The 13,408-nt window shown below is 66.1% G+C and carries 13 protein-coding genes; 9 read left to right on the forward strand and 4 right to left on the reverse strand.

Features of this window, described 5'->3' with window-relative positions; translation table 11 throughout:
- Positions 1 to 22: 22 nt before the first annotated feature.
- From phnL to nhaC, 6 genes are all read left to right on the forward strand, one after another.
- On the forward strand, positions 23 to 835 hold the full coding sequence (phnL, locus tag ACUN9Y_RS17410; RefSeq protein ID WP_445461986.1) for a phosphonate C-P lyase system protein PhnL: 813 nt from the start codon (positions 23 to 25) through the stop codon (positions 833 to 835).
- Positions 832 to 1,980: an alpha-D-ribose 1-methylphosphonate 5-triphosphate diphosphatase gene (locus tag ACUN9Y_RS17415; protein ID WP_445461987.1), complete on the forward strand. Its 1,149-nt coding sequence runs from the start codon at positions 832 to 834 to the stop codon at positions 1,978 to 1,980. Before phnL ends, ACUN9Y_RS17415 begins: the two co-directional genes overlap by 4 nt.
- Positions 1,980 to 2,540 carry a ribose 1,5-bisphosphokinase gene (phnN, locus tag ACUN9Y_RS17420; protein WP_445461988.1) on the forward strand — a complete coding sequence of 187 codons (561 nt, stop codon included), beginning with the start codon at positions 1,980 to 1,982 and terminating at the stop codon, positions 2,538 to 2,540. The genes ACUN9Y_RS17415 and phnN overlap by 1 nt, the downstream gene beginning before the upstream one ends.
- A gap of 47 nt (positions 2,541 to 2,587) precedes the next feature.
- Complete coding sequence (phnP, locus tag ACUN9Y_RS17425) at positions 2,588 to 3,367, forward strand: phosphonate metabolism protein PhnP (protein ID WP_445461989.1); 780 nt, start codon at positions 2,588 to 2,590, stop codon at positions 3,365 to 3,367.
- Positions 3,368 to 3,579: 212 nt separating this feature from the next.
- Complete coding sequence (locus ACUN9Y_RS17430) at positions 3,580 to 4,284, forward strand: DapH/DapD/GlmU-related protein (RefSeq protein WP_445461990.1); 705 nt, start codon at positions 3,580 to 3,582, stop codon at positions 4,282 to 4,284.
- Between the two features lie 254 nt (positions 4,285 to 4,538).
- Positions 4,539 to 5,978: a Na+/H+ antiporter NhaC gene (gene nhaC / locus ACUN9Y_RS17435; protein WP_445461991.1), complete on the forward strand. Its 1,440-nt coding sequence runs from the start codon at positions 4,539 to 4,541 to the stop codon at positions 5,976 to 5,978.
- A gap of 104 nt (positions 5,979 to 6,082) precedes the next feature.
- On the opposite strand, the gene ACUN9Y_RS17440 is transcribed toward nhaC, so the two are convergent.
- The 4 genes from ACUN9Y_RS17440 to ACUN9Y_RS17455 all read right to left on the reverse strand — a co-directional run bounded on the left by ACUN9Y_RS17440 (position 6,083) and on the right by ACUN9Y_RS17455 (position 10,175).
- The gene (locus tag ACUN9Y_RS17440) at positions 6,083 to 6,415 is read right to left on the reverse strand and encodes a zinc ribbon domain-containing protein (RefSeq protein ID WP_445461992.1); all 333 of its coding nucleotides are present in this window, start codon (positions 6,413 to 6,415) and stop codon (positions 6,083 to 6,085) included.
- A gap of 12 nt (positions 6,416 to 6,427) precedes the next feature.
- A complete protein-coding gene (gene fmdA, locus ACUN9Y_RS17445; RefSeq protein ID WP_445461993.1) occupies positions 6,428 to 7,684 on the reverse strand; it encodes a formamidase in 1,257 nt (418 codons plus the stop codon).
- A 276-nt stretch (positions 7,685 to 7,960) separates the two neighbouring features.
- On the reverse strand, positions 7,961 to 8,770 hold the full coding sequence (gene dkgB, locus ACUN9Y_RS17450; RefSeq protein ID WP_445461994.1) for a 2,5-didehydrogluconate reductase DkgB: 810 nt from the start codon (positions 8,768 to 8,770) through the stop codon (positions 7,961 to 7,963).
- A 496-nt stretch (positions 8,771 to 9,266) separates the two neighbouring features.
- Positions 9,267 to 10,175: a LysR family transcriptional regulator gene (locus tag ACUN9Y_RS17455; RefSeq protein WP_445461995.1), complete on the reverse strand. Its 909-nt coding sequence runs from the start codon at positions 10,173 to 10,175 to the stop codon at positions 9,267 to 9,269.
- Positions 10,176 to 10,303: 128 nt separating this feature from the next.
- Between ACUN9Y_RS17455 and ACUN9Y_RS17460 the strand changes: the two genes are divergently transcribed.
- The 3 genes from ACUN9Y_RS17460 to ACUN9Y_RS17470 are packed head-to-tail and all read left to right on the forward strand — an operon-like array spanning position 10,304 to position 13,374.
- Positions 10,304 to 11,419: an NAD(P)/FAD-dependent oxidoreductase gene (locus tag ACUN9Y_RS17460; protein WP_445461996.1), complete on the forward strand. Its 1,116-nt coding sequence runs from the start codon at positions 10,304 to 10,306 to the stop codon at positions 11,417 to 11,419.
- Positions 11,403 to 11,747 carry a (2Fe-2S)-binding protein gene (locus tag ACUN9Y_RS17465; RefSeq protein WP_445461997.1) on the forward strand — a complete coding sequence of 115 codons (345 nt, stop codon included), beginning with the start codon at positions 11,403 to 11,405 and terminating at the stop codon, positions 11,745 to 11,747. The genes ACUN9Y_RS17460 and ACUN9Y_RS17465 overlap by 17 nt, the downstream gene beginning before the upstream one ends.
- Positions 11,734 to 13,374: an FAD-dependent oxidoreductase gene (locus ACUN9Y_RS17470; protein ID WP_445461998.1), complete on the forward strand. Its 1,641-nt coding sequence runs from the start codon at positions 11,734 to 11,736 to the stop codon at positions 13,372 to 13,374. The genes ACUN9Y_RS17465 and ACUN9Y_RS17470 overlap by 14 nt, the downstream gene beginning before the upstream one ends.
- The last annotated feature ends 34 nt before the right edge of the window (positions 13,375 to 13,408 follow it).

Consider the following 13,408-nt stretch of genomic DNA (forward strand, 5'->3'; position numbering starts at 1 on the left):
ATTCCCTCTTCAGGAGCCCGCTATGACGGCGATCAGGCAACCCTTTCTGAGCGCATCGGCGCTCGACAAGACCTTCGTGCTGCACGCCCAGGGCGGGCAGCAACTGGCCGTGATGCGCGGCCTCGAGCTGAGCCTGGCGCCGGGCGAGTGCCTGGTGCTGGCCGGGCGCAGCGGCATCGGCAAGAGCACCCTGCTGAAAATGGTCAATGGCAACTATCGCGTCTCCGGCGGGCGGCTGACGCTGCACTTCGACGACGGCGAGCTTGCGCTGTCCGACTTGCCGGCCCAGGCCTGGCACGTGCTCAGGCGCGATGTGATCGGCTACGTCAGCCAGTTTCTGCGCGTGGTACCGCGGGTCTCGGCCCGGGACGTCGTGATGGAGCCGCTGCTGTCCCGGGGGATCGACACCGACGAGGCCCGCCAGCGCGCCGAGACCCTGCTGGCCCGGCTCAATCTTCCTCGGCGACTGTGGGACCTGGCTCCGGGGACCTTTTCCGGCGGCGAGCAGCAGCGGGTCAATATCGCCCGGGGCTTTATCGCCGAGCACCCGTTGCTGCTGCTCGACGAGCCCACGGCATCCTTGGACGCCGCCAACCGCGAGGTGGTGGTGCAGTTGATCGAGGAGGCCAAGGCCCGTGGCACCGCGATGCTCGGCATCTTCCACGACGAAGACGTGCGCGAGCGCGTCGCCGACCGGCTGCTACCGCTTGAGGGGCATATGCTCGGTGCCGGTGAGCCTGCACCCTCGACCGAGCCGTCTGCCCTTACACCCGCGTCTTGCTCGGCGGCCACGCCGAGCACCCGCCACAGTACCCCCCAGGAGCCACTGTCATGAGCGCCAACGACCAGATTCTGACCAATGCCCGCCTGGTGCTCGACGATGAGGTCGTCTCCGGCAGCCTGGTGATCAAGGCGGGGCGGATCAAGGCCGTTGAGCAGGGGCCTATCGCACTGCCCGGCGCCATCGACTGCGAGGGCGACCTGCTGATCCCCGGCCTGATCGAGCTGCACACCGACAATATGGAAAAGTACTTCCAGCCGCGGCCCAAGGTGTCGTGGCCGGCGCGCTCGGCGGCCCTGGCCCACGATGCCCAGATGGCCGCCAGCGGCATCACCACGGTGTTCGATGCCGTCTCCATCGGTGATGTCGATGACCAGAGCATGCGCCACGGCGCCCTGCATCAGATGGTCGAGGCCCTGGCCGAGATCAATCGCAGCGGCATGGCCCGAGTCGATCACCGCCTGCACCTGCGCTGCGAGGTCTGCCACCCGGATACCCTGGCGCGCTTTGAGTCCCTGGCCGAGACCCCGGAGCTTGGGCTGGTGTCGCTGATGGATCACTCGCCGGGGCAGCGCCAGTTCGCCAGCCTCGATGCCTACCGGGTGTACTACAAGGGCAAGCACGGCTTCGATGACGCCGGGCTCGAGGCCTTTATCGAGCGCCAGCAAGCCTTCAGCGCCCAGTACTCCAGCGCCCATCGTCAGGCGATCGCCAAGGCCTGTCGCGAGCGCGGCCTGGCCCTGGCGAGTCATGACGATGCCACCGTGTCCCACGTGGCGGAGAGCCTCGAGTACGGCACCCGGGTGGCGGAGTTTCCCACCACCCTGGAGGCCGCCGATGCCTCCCACCGCAACGGCATGGCGGTGATGATGGGCGCCCCCAATGTGGTTCGCGGCGGGTCGCATTCCGGCAATATCGCCGCCAGCGAACTGGTGCGCCTCGGTGTGCTCGACATCCTGTCGTCGGACTACTACCCGGCCGCCTTGCTGGATGCGGTGTTTCGGATCGCCGCCATGGAAGACGGCTATGACCTGCCGCGGGCGGTGGCCTGCGCCTCGCGTCATCCCGCCGACGCCGTGGGGCTGACCGACCGCGGACGCATCGCCGAGGGCCAGCGCGCCGACCTCGTTCGGGTACGGGAAATCGATGGCCATCCGCTGGTGCAGCGGGTGTGGTGCGACGGCAGGCAGGTGCACTGATGGGACGGCTGATCTATCTGATAGGCGCCAGCGGTGTCGGCAAGGACAGCCTGCTTCAAGCCGCCCGCCGAGCCCACCCCGAGTGGCTGGTGGCGCACCGCTACCTGACCCGGGAAAGTGGCGTCGATGAAGACTGCGTGGCGCTCAGTGACGCAGAGTTTACGGTGCGCCGCGAGCTCGGGCTGATGTGTCTGGACTGGCAGGCCCACGGCCTGAGCTATGGCGTCGGCGTGGAGGTTTCGGTGTGGCTCAAGAGCGGCGCCACGGTACTGCTCAACGGCAGCCGGCGCGCCTTGCCGAGGGCGCGGGAGCGCTTCGGCGAGGCACTGGTCCCGGTCGTCATCACCGCATCGTCTGAGGTGCTGCATCGTCGGCTGGTCGAGCGAGGGCGAGAATCGGCCGAGGAGATCGAGGGCCGGTTGGCGCGTCATCGCGCGGTCGAGCGCGAACTGTTGGCATCCTTTTCCGGGCTCGTCCGGATCGACAATGGCGGGAGTCTTGATGACAGCCTCGCGGCACTGACGGCGCTGATCCAGGGGCGCTGCTCGTCTGCCGGGTAGGGGCCGAAGACCTCTCGCCAGAGAAGCTATCGACACAGGAGCGATCGATGGAGTTTCGATTTACCGGCACCGGCGACAGTGCCCAGGTGCCGCGCTTTGGCTGCGACTGCGTGGCCTGCAATCGGGCGCGGGTCTTCACGAGCCTGCAGCGCGGGCCATGCTCGGCCGAGGTCCATGTCGACGGCAAGCGCTACCTGCTCGATGCCGGACGCATGGATCTGGCCCATAGCTGCGAGATCCAGCGCCCCGCGGCCTTTCTGATCACGCACTATCACGCCGACCACGTTCAGGGGCTCTTTCACCTGCGCTGGGGCGGTGGCGAGCCGATTCCGGTCTACGGCCCCAAGGATGCCCAGGGCTGTGCCGATTTGTATCGAAACGCCGGCGTGCTGGACTTTCAGCCCGGGCTCAAGCCGTTCAAACCGATCAAGCTCGAGAGTCTGACGGTGACGCCGGTGCCCCTCTATCACTCGAAGCCGACCCTGGGCTACTGCCTCGATGATGGCGGCACGCGGTTGGCGTATCTCACCGACACCCTTGGCCTGCCGCGGGAGACCGAACGCTTCCTGCGCGACTGGAGGCCCGACGTCGTCGTACTGGACGCCTGTCACCCGGCGTCTTACGCCGCGCCGCGCAACCACAACACCATCACCCAGGCGCTGGACATCATCACCCGCCTCGACCCACCCCGGGCCTATCTCACCCATATCGGCCACGACCTGGATGTCGAGTGCCGGACGCAGGCGCCGGTGCTGCCGCCGAAGGTGCGTATCGCCCGGGACGGCGAGAGCCTGGAGGACTGGCCGCGTCTGGATGCCGTCGGCTAGGGCTTGCAGGAAAAGTGCCTGCGCTCGGTAATACGGCGTTAAAAATCGGATCAACATGCTCATTTACACCTCGTAAACTGCACTGTCTCACCGATTTTTGCCTTGTCTAACCATCGCTCGCCGATTTTTCGTACAAAGCCCTGACAAGGCGCTGCTCCAGTCGTGGCCTTTCCTTCCTTCATGATGACTTATCTGCGAGAGTCCCCCTGATCATGTCCGATATCCCCACGCCATCGGTTTCTGCCAGCACCTCATCGAGTGACTCGCCCAGCGCGCTGGACCAGCCGGCGTCGCCGCGTCTGTCCGAGCGTCCCAATGTGGCCGCCGACGCCCGCCTGCATACCAGCGAATTGGGGCGCTTCACCGAGGTCGGCAGTCGCTGCGTGTTCAACCACGTCACCCTGGGCGATTACAGCTATATCGAGCGCGATGGCGACGTGATGTTCGCCACCATCGGCAAGTTCACCTCGATCGCCTCAAGCGTGCGCATCAACCCGAGCAATCATCCGTGGTGGCGGCCGACGCTCCACCACTTCAGCTATCGTCCCGGCAAGTTCGGTTTCGCCGACGAGGCCCTCGACGCGGAGGTGTTCGCCTGGCGTGAAGCCGATCGCGTGGTCATTGGCCACGATGTCTGGATCGGCCATGGCGCCATCGTGCTGCCCGGCGTGACCATCGGCAACGGCGCCATTGTCGGCGCCGGCAGCGTGGTGACCAGGGACGTTCCGGCCTACCACATCGTGGTCGGCAACCCGGCCCGGGTGCTACGCCCGCGCTTCGACGACCCTGGCATCATCGAGCGCCTGGAGCGTCTGGCCTGGTGGGACTGGTCGGATGAGCGCATCAAGGCCCATCTAACGGGCTTTCAGGGCAGCGTTGAGGCTTTTCTGGCCGACGCCGAGCGGGGGGAGTCCTGAGGCAGACGTGGGGGCGGCGGCGCGGCCCTGAGACGACGGTGGTGGGAGATTGTCGTAAGAAGATGACGAGCTCTGCTCGTAACTGTGCCGATGTAGAACGTGTGGCGTAGTTTCATGGCGGTGCCTGACATTGCCGCCTAGTGTTCCTGAACTCGTCGGGTGGAGCCGGTCGAGCCACCGGCTCAGTGCGAGGGGCTTTCGGCACCGCCCGTGATCCGGTGTCGTTCAGGAGAGTTCGTTCAGGAGTGCGCCCTTTGATCAACCGCCTGTTTTCCCGTACGCAGCGCCCCCCGACCCTGGCGGAGGCGCTGATATCGCTGCTTGCGCTGGTGGTCGGCATCGGCGTGTCCATCGTCGTCTACGGCCTCGACCCGCAGATTCCCATGTTGCTGGGGGTCATCGTGGCGAGCCTGGTGGCGCTGCGCTGCGGCTATCGCTGGGACGATATCCAGGAGGGCATGGTGAGGGGCATTCACAACGCCCTGCCGGCGTTGATTATCCTGATGGTGGTGGGGGTGCTGATCGGGGTGTGGATACAGGCTGGAGTGGTGCCGACCCTGATTTCCTATGGCCTCAAGCTGCTGTCACCGACGATCTTCCTGCCTGCGACGGTGGTCATCTGCGCCATCTCGTCGCTGGCGACGGGATCGAGCTGGGGTACCACCGGCACCCTGGGAGTGGCACTGATGGGCATCGGTGGGTCGCTGGAGATTCCGCTGCCGCTGGTGGCCGGGGCGGTGCTGTCCGGGGCCTACTTCGGTGACAAGATGTCGCCCTTGTCGGATACCACCAACCTGGCGCCGGCCATGGCCGGCACCGACCTGTTCACCCATATCAAGCACATGTCCTACACCACCGGGGTCAGCATCACGCTGACCCTGGTGATCGAGGCGGCGCTGAGCCTTTACTTCTCGGGGGCGTCGGGGGGGCTCGAGCGAGTCGAGGTGATGCAGGAGACGCTGGCGGCCAACTACGTCATCAACCCTGTTCTGCTGCTGCCGCCACTGCTGGTGCTATTCGTCTCCTACAAGCGGCTGCCGGCGATTCCTGGCATTACCCTGGGCGTCATCGCCGGGGGGCTCTGTGCGCTGGGGGTGCAGGGGGCCGACTACGCCGAACTGATGCAGGTGGCCTTCGGTGGCGTGACCTCCGACACCGGCGTCGAGGCGGTGGATAGCCTGCTCAGCCGCGGTGGCCTCAATTCGATGTTCTACACCATCAGCCTGGTCATCGTAGCGATGATGTTCGGCGGGGTGATGGAGCGCACCCAGCAGCTCAGGACCATCGCCGAGACCATCCTCAAGGCGGCAAAGACGCGGGGCTCCTTGATCCTGTCCACGGTGCTGACCTCGATCGGCGCCAATGTGGTGCTGTGCGATCAGTACATGGCCATCGTCATGGGGGCGCGCACCTACGCCGAGGCCTATCGTGACCGCGGGCTGGCACCGGAGAACCTGTCCCGGGCGGTGGAGGACTCCGCCACCGTCACCGCCAACCTGGTGCCCTGGAATTCCGGTGGCGCCTACCAGGCGGCAACGCTCGGTGTCGCCACCATCGCCTACCTGCCGTTCAACTTCTTCTGCTGGCTGTCGCCGCTGGTTACCGTGCTCTACGGCTACACCGGCTGGACCATCAAGCCGCTGGCACCTCCCGAGGACGATGCCATGCCAGTCGCACCCGGCGCCAAGGGGTGATGTCAGCACACGCCATGATGGCAGGGCAGGTAGTGGCCCGGCGAACGTAAAGGCGATACCGGACCACCCGGTGACCGCCTCCATTGCCGCCGGCACGTCGAAGGTCAGTGGCTGATCATCCAGGGGCGCGCAGACGGAAAGGTCTTGTGACCGTCGGCGGTGTAGAACACCCTGGGCTTGTCGCGCGCTCGATGCCGGCAGCCAGCGTCCTCTTCGCTTGCGTGGTTGCCGTGGCGGGGCTCGTGGGCCGCGCGTTCGTTGCGCTCCATGGCCTGGCGACGTTCCGGCGCCATCTCGAGCAGCCCCGGTGATACCAGCAACACCCTCGGCGCCAGGTCGCCGCACTGTGGGCAGGGCTGGGTGTCTGCGCTCGCATCCATCGCGACCAGTTCATGAAACAGGCCGTGTTCTGGGCACTTGTAGTCGTAGACGGGCATGTGTCACCTCTCTCAATTGTCCGGGTCCGGTGTTTGGTCCGAAGCCCTGTCAGGCGCCAGGGGCAGCTCCTTGCCGTCGACCTGGCGGCTTGGACCATCGGCGCCGGGCTTGATGTCGAAGTCGAAGATATCGGTGGGTAGCCAAAGCGTGGCGCAGGCGTTGGGCACGTCCACCACGCCGCTGATGTGCCCTTGGGCCGGCGCGCAGCCGAGCAGCGAATAGGCCTGGGAGCGGCTGTAGCCGAACTTGGTCAGGTACTCGATCGCGTTGAGGCAGGCCTGACGGTAGGCGATGTGGACGTCGAGGTAGTGCTGCTTGCCCTGCTCGTCGACGGAGATCCCCTCGAAGATCAGGTAGTCATCGTAGCGTGGGGCGATCTTCGACGGCTTGAAGATGGGATTCTTGATGCCGTACTTGGCCATGCCGTCCTTGATCAGCTTGACCCTAAGATGGATCCAGCCGGCCATCTCGATGGCGCCGCAGAAGGTGATCTCGCCGTCGCCCTGGCTGAAGTGCAGGTCGCCCACCGACAGGCCCGCCTCCTTGACGTAGACCGGGAAGTACACCGTCGAACCCCGGGACAGGTCCTTGATGTCGCAGTTGCCGCCGTGCTCCCGTGGCGGCACCGTGCGGGCGCCCTCGGCGGCGGCGCGGTCGTGTGCATCGCCGCTGAGCTGGCCCATGTGGGCGGTGTCGGCGTAGGGCAGGTTGGCGAGCCCCGGCACGCGGGTCGGATCACTGTCGTAGAGGGTCTTTTCGCGCTGGTTCCATTCCTCGAGCAGGGGGCGGGACGGCAGGGTGCCGATCAGGCCGGGATGGATGAGGCCGGCGAACTCCACCCCCGGAATATGGCGGGAGGAAGTCATCATGCCGTTGAAGTCCCAGATCGACTTCTGGGCCTGGGGGAAGTGCTCGGTCAGGAATCCGCCGCCGTTCTGCTTGGAAAAGAAGCCGTTGAAGCCCCACTGGCTGTCGCCAAAGGCGCCGATATCGAGGATGTCGACGACCAGCAGGTCGCCAGGCTCGGCCCCTTCCACACCCACCGGACCCGACAGAAAGTGGACCTGGGACAGGTCCACGTCGCGCACGTCCTCGGCGCTGTCGTCGTTGTGGATCTGGCCACCGGTCCAGTCGTGACATTCGATGATGAAGTCGTCGCCAGGCTTGACCATGGCGGCCATGGGGATGTCCGGATGCCAGCGGTTGTGGACCTGGGCGTTGTCGTAGGGGGATTGGTGCAGATCGATCTTGATAAGAGTATCGGCCATGATGCGCGTGCTCCCGTGAAGACGATAGACGAGGGACCCTGTGGTCGACCCGTGACTTCACTATGGGAAACATTTGAGGCGCTCACCATGCGTTGAGCGAGTTATTGCGTAGGTTGTCGGATCGTATGAATAGCATCGGTGGTGCGGTGGGCTACAGGTTGAAAGAAACACAAAAAGACGCCACCGGCGGTAGCAACCGCCGGTGGCGCTTTTTGGCAGGCCTGATCGATGATCAGCCTGTAAGGAGATCAGTGATGCTAGACCGCGTCTGCCGGCCTACTGATCCCACTTCGGTGCGAAATCGGGACTGGCGACACGCTCGCCACGATCGAGCTCCGCGATGGCGGCCATGTCTTCCTCGGTGAGCGTTAGCTTCAGGGCCTCGAGATTGCTCTTGAGGTTCTGCTCCTTGGTCGAGGAGGGGAAGGTCGGAATGCCGAGCTGGCTGAGCCAGGCGATGGCCACCTGGGCGGGGCTTGCGCCGTACTTCTCGCCGATGCCCTTCAGGGTCTCGTCCTCCATCACCTTGCCGACTGCCAGCGGCATGAAGGCGGTCGGGGTGATGCCGTGGTGCTCGCAGTGGGCGATCAGGTCGCGGTTTTGCAGGAACGGGTGGACCTCGATCTGGTTGGTCAGGATTTCGCCCTTGCCGAGGATATCCACCGCCTGATCGATGTGCGCCTTGGTGAAGTTGGAAACCCCGATATGGCGGGCCTTGCCGGCGTCCTTCACTTGCTTGAGCGCGGTCAGGTAGTCGCGCATCGGCACCTCGTCGTCCGGCGATGGCCAGTGAATCAGCAGCAGGTCGACGTAGGTGGTACCGAGCTTGGACAGGCTTTCTTCGACGCTGGCCTTGAGCGCGATCGGCTCGAGGCGGTCCCACCACACCTTGGTGGTCAGGAAGATCTCGTCACGCGGCACGCGGCTAGCTTCGATGGCGGAACCGACCTCGGCTTCGTTGGCATAGAACTGAGCGGTATCGATGTGGCGATAGCCGAGCTTGAGTGCCGTGGTGACGGCGTGGCGCAGGGCGTCGCCTGTGAGGCGAAAGGTCCCGAGGCCGGGGTTGGGAATCTGCTTGGACATCTTGGCTCCATGATCGTGGCGAGGCCCGTGGGATGCGTCCGGGGCCGTGGGTTCTTTGAACGCCGGCAAGGCCGGTGCTTGGCCAATACGTGCTTCGATGTGCAAAGGACTACATGTGGGGGAGGCATCAATGCTTCAAGGGCGGGTCGGATAAAAAATAGCAGGCGAAATGTTATGGCAGCAACCTCACGGCGTTCGTGGGCGTTCGTGGGCGTTCGTGGGCGTCTCGTGGCTGTCGCGGGTCGTCGGGGAACCAGCGCTGATCAGCCGGGTGGTACCTAGCCAGTTCCTTCATGCTGCACCGTCGGGTGCCATGGTGGGTGAACGGATCGCCGGCGGGCTCTTGCCACGGCGTCGCCCTGTTGTTGCAACCTATTGTTGCAACATCGTCCTGATCGTCTGCATCCGGAGCATGCGCAATACGATCACGCCGAGACTGGGGCTGTCGTTCAGGATAGGCCGGCCAGCGACTGCGAGGAGAAGGCTCCGATTAGGCTCATGCTCCCGCCGTCGCCTCGGCAAACTGGTGTTTAAAGCGCTGAATAAACTCCTCGGCCAGTCGGGACAGTGGCTGATCCCGGGGCGTCAACAGGTAGAAGGCCTCGGTCAGGGGCTCGCGAAGCGGCCGCACCACGCTGTCGGCTCCTCCCATGGTGCGAGCGTTGAGGGCGTCGACGATGGCGATGCCCGCACCCTGGCCGACCAGTCGGGTCGCCTGCAGCGCCAACGAGACCTCCAGCCGCGAGCGGGGGGTGACGCCTCGCGTCGCCAGGGCGTGCTCCAGCGTCTGTCGGCTGGGGTCTCCCGGTTCGTAGTGGATCAGCGCCTGGCCGTCGAGGTCCTCGAGGCTGATGCTCTCGCGCCTTGCCAGCGGGTGATCCGGGGGTAGCAGACAGACGCTATCGAGGGCGAAGGGATTCGCGCTCAGGCGTTCGTCCTGGCTTCCCAGCAGAGAAAAGCCGATCTCCGAGCGCTGGGTCACCACGTCTTCCACTACCTGCTCGGAGCGATAGGTGGATAGCCGCAGGCACTGATCCGGGTGATCCTTGGACATCCCGGCGATGACGTCCGGCACAAAGGTCAGACCGAGCAGGGGCATGGCGGTGATCGTGAGTCCACCCAGCTCGCGCTGGCGAATCCGCCGCGCACTGTCCCTGAGATGTTCCAGTCCCCGCCACAGGCGCTGCTGTTCGCGATAGAACAGGCGCGCTTCCGGCGTCGGCACCAGGCGTCCCTTGATCCGCGCAAACAGCGCAAAGCCGAGGTCGTGCTCGAGCTGCTTCAACAGTCGGGTGACGCCCGGCTGGGCGATGCGCATGCGGTTGGCGGCGGCGGTGACGCTGCCGCTGTCCATGGTGTGCTGAAAGGCTTCTAGCTGGCGGTCACTGAGCCTGGGGCCGTTCATCGGGAGCTCCGTCGATTCGATTCATACCATTAAGACATGGAATGGCCATCGATTGGTATTGGATCGTATGGGTTGAGGCTTCTATCGTCGAGTCATTGGTTAACATTGGGCGACGAGCCGGGGCCTGTATGGCGCATGAGGTGGTGGTGATTGGCGGCGGCGTGGTGGGCATGGCGGTGGCCTATGGGCTGGCGCGTCGTGGCCGCAGGGTGTGTGTCCTCGATGAACACGACACCGCACTCAAGGCCTCCCGGGGCAATGCCGGACTGGTCTGGGTCCAGGGCAAGGGCGCCGACATGCCCGCCTACGCGGCGATGTCACTGGCCGCCAGCCGGGCCTGGCCCCGCTTCGCCCAGGAGCTTTTCGAGCGCACCGGGGTGGATCTTGAATTCGAGCAACCCGGTGGCGTCGATCTGTGCCTGACTGAAGACGAGGCCCGCGAGCGTCGCGCCGAGTATCAGGCGCTATACGACGCGCCTTGGGCTCGTGAGGCAGGCGTGCGCTGGGAGTATCTGGAGAGCGAGCGGCTGCGTGCCCTGCTGCCAGGCCTTGGCCGCGAGGTTCCCGGCGGTATCTGGACGCCCCACGACGGTCACTGCAACCCACTGTTCCTGCTACGCGCGCTCTACAGCGCCTGCCAGGCGCTCGGGGTGGATGTCCGCCCCCATCATCCCGTCGCCTCGATCGAATCCGGCGAGGCGGGTTTTACCGCTCACACCGCCCAGGGCGAGATCCGTGCAGAGCGTCTGGTGCTTGCCTGTGGGCTGGGGGCGGCGCGCCTGGCGCCGCCCCTGGGGCTCTGCGGCCGCGTCGAGCCGGTGCGTGGGCAGGTCTTGGTCAGCGAGCGCCTGCCCGCGTCGGGGCGCCTGCCGACACCGCAGATACGCCAGACGGCGAGCGGCGGCTACCTGATCGGTGACGTGCTCGAGCACGTCGGCCACGACACCCGAGTGACGCTAGAGACCCTGCACGCCCTGGCGCGGCGGGCGGTGACCATCTATCCCGAGCTCGCCTCGGCGCGCCTGGTGCGCAGTTGGGCGGCGCTGAGGATCATGACCCCGGACGGCTGCCCGGTCTACGAGGCCTCGCTGCGTCAGCCCGGCGCCTACAACCTGAGCTGTCATAGCGGCATCACCCTGGCCGCCTTCCACGCCGATGAGCTGGCCGCCGCACTGGACGATGACCGGCTCGCCGAACGCTATCCGCTGTTCTCGGGAGGGCGCTTCGATGCTCAAGCGGTATGAAAGGGCCACGGCCACGCCCGAGGTCACCATCACCATCGATGGCCATGAGCGACGGGTTCCCGCAACGCTCAGCGTGGCGGCCGCCGTGCTGCTGCACGAGGGAGCTGAAGGCTATCGCCACCACGTAGCCGGTGGCCGGCGTGCCCCGCTGTGCATGATGGGGGTGTGCCACGATTGCCTGATCACCATCGACGACGCGCCCAATCGCCAGGGGTGTCTGGTTCGGGTCGAACAGGGCATGCAGGTGCGTCGCCAGATCGACGGCGAGACGGCTGGGGCTGCTCCGGCGGACGTCATTGCCAGGGAGCCGCGCAATGAAGAGACCTGAAGTGAGGGGCGAGTCCCGCCAGGCAGCGCCGGGCCACAGCGAAGGCGCCCGGGTGGTGGTACTCGGCGCCGGCCCCGCCGGCATGGCGGCGGCCTTGAGACTGGTCGGTGCCGGCCTGCGACCGCTGGTGTTGGATCAGGCGGAGTCACCCGGCGGGCAGGTCTATCGCCAGCTGCTCGAGTCTCAGCTCGACGCCGCCGTGATGGGCAAGGACTACTACAGGGGGCGCTCCTTGGTGTGCGCCTTCAGGCAGGCAGCCGATCGGGCAAGGATCGACTATCGCCCCGGTTCACGGGTGTGGTGGGTCGAGGCAATGGACGACGCCGTGGGGGCGGACGAAGAGCCGCACGAAGACCTGCACGAGAACAGTCTCGAGGACCATCGAGGCAACGGCGCTCATCGACTGGGCGTGCGCGGGCGCGATGGCGTCAGCCATGAACTGGTCGCTGATCGCCTGATCATCGCCACCGGCGCCATGGAGCGTGGCTGGCCCTTTCTCGGCTGGCAACTGCCCGGTGTGATGCAGGCCGGCGCCGCGCAGATCCTGATGAAGCAGGGGGCGCTGGTCACCGACGGGCCGCCGGTGCTGGCAGGGAATGGGCCACTACTTTACCTGCTCGCCTGGCAGTACCTTAACGCCGGCTGCCCGCCCCAAGCGATCCTCGACACGTCGCCGAGCCTGGGGCTTGGTCGGATGTTGCGGCATCCCCTCTGGTCCTGGCGAGCACGCGGTTACCTCACCAAGGGCGCGCGCATGCTGGCGACGCTCAGACGGGCGGGGGTGCCGATCATCCGCGGCGTCCAGTCGCTGGTGGCCGAGGGCGACGAGCGCTTGACCGGAGTGCGCTATCGCGTTCTTGGCGATGGCAACGAACACATCCTCAAGACCGACTGGCTACTGACCCATATGGGCATAGTGCCCGAGCCGCAGCTCCCCCGAGGGCTGGGCATCGACCATTGCTGGCAGGCGGCCCAGCAGGCGTTCGTGCCTGTCCGTCGCGATGATCTGTCGGTCCGCCCCGGGGTTTGGCTGGCCGGTGATGGCGGCGGCATCGGCGGCGCCGCGAACGCCGAGCGGGAAGGACGACTGGCCGCCCTGGCGCTGCTGGATGACCTGGTGCCTGGGGCCGAAAACGCCACCGCGCCGGTGGGCAGGCCCGAGAACCGCCAGGCGATAGCGAAGGAAAGCGCCGAGCTTAAGCGTCGATGTCGCCAGGACCTGTCCGGCCGGCGCCTGCTGGATGCGCTGTTCACGCCGCCAGCGGACTGGGTCGAGCGCCAACCCGGTCAGACCCTGATCTGCCGCTGCGAAGGAGTGACCCGGGCACAGCTCGAGGCGGCGCTGGAGGCGGGGCCCGCCGGCCCCAACCAGCTCAAGGCCTTCACACGCTGCGGCATGGGCCCCTGCCAGGGACGGCTATGCGGCACCAATGTGTCGCGGCTGATGGCCAGCGGCCAGGGACGCGACATGGATGAGGTCGGCTACTACCACATACGCCCGCCGTTGACCTCCATCACCTTGGGCGAGCTGGCGGGTCTGGGGAGGGAGCGGGAGAGGCGTTCCGGTGTGGGTGAAGGCCCCGGACTCGATTCTGGCGCCGAACCGGGCGCCGCTCCTGAGCACTAGCGCGGTGTCCTCGGTTGCCTCTGATAACACACAA

Source organism: Halomonas sp. V046 (assembly GCF_052645355.1).

Excerpts from the sequence above, each read along its gene's own strand:
- phnL (WP_445461986.1), top strand. The coding sequence starts at position 23 with ATGACGGCGATCAGGCAACCCTTTCTGAGCGCATCGGCGCTCGACAAG.
- ACUN9Y_RS17415 (WP_445461987.1), top strand. The coding sequence starts at position 832 with ATGAGCGCCAACGACCAGATTCTGACCAATGCCCGCCTGGTGCTCGAC.
- phnN (WP_445461988.1), top strand. The coding sequence starts at position 1,980 with ATGGGACGGCTGATCTATCTGATAGGCGCCAGCGGTGTCGGCAAGGAC.
- phnP (WP_445461989.1), top strand. The coding sequence starts at position 2,588 with ATGGAGTTTCGATTTACCGGCACCGGCGACAGTGCCCAGGTGCCGCGC.
- ACUN9Y_RS17430 (WP_445461990.1), top strand. The coding sequence starts at position 3,580 with ATGTCCGATATCCCCACGCCATCGGTTTCTGCCAGCACCTCATCGAGT.
- ACUN9Y_RS17440 (WP_445461992.1), bottom strand. The coding sequence starts at position 6,415 with ATGCCCGTCTACGACTACAAGTGCCCAGAACACGGCCTGTTTCATGAA.
- fmdA (WP_445461993.1), bottom strand. The coding sequence starts at position 7,684 with ATGGCCGATACTCTTATCAAGATCGATCTGCACCAATCCCCCTACGAC.
- dkgB (WP_445461994.1), bottom strand. The coding sequence starts at position 8,770 with ATGTCCAAGCAGATTCCCAACCCCGGCCTCGGGACCTTTCGCCTCACA.
- ACUN9Y_RS17455 (WP_445461995.1), bottom strand. The coding sequence starts at position 10,175 with ATGAACGGCCCCAGGCTCAGTGACCGCCAGCTAGAAGCCTTTCAGCAC.
- ACUN9Y_RS17460 (WP_445461996.1), top strand. The coding sequence starts at position 10,304 with ATGGCGCATGAGGTGGTGGTGATTGGCGGCGGCGTGGTGGGCATGGCG.
- ACUN9Y_RS17465 (WP_445461997.1), top strand. The coding sequence starts at position 11,403 with ATGCTCAAGCGGTATGAAAGGGCCACGGCCACGCCCGAGGTCACCATC.
- ACUN9Y_RS17470 (WP_445461998.1), top strand. The coding sequence starts at position 11,734 with ATGAAGAGACCTGAAGTGAGGGGCGAGTCCCGCCAGGCAGCGCCGGGC.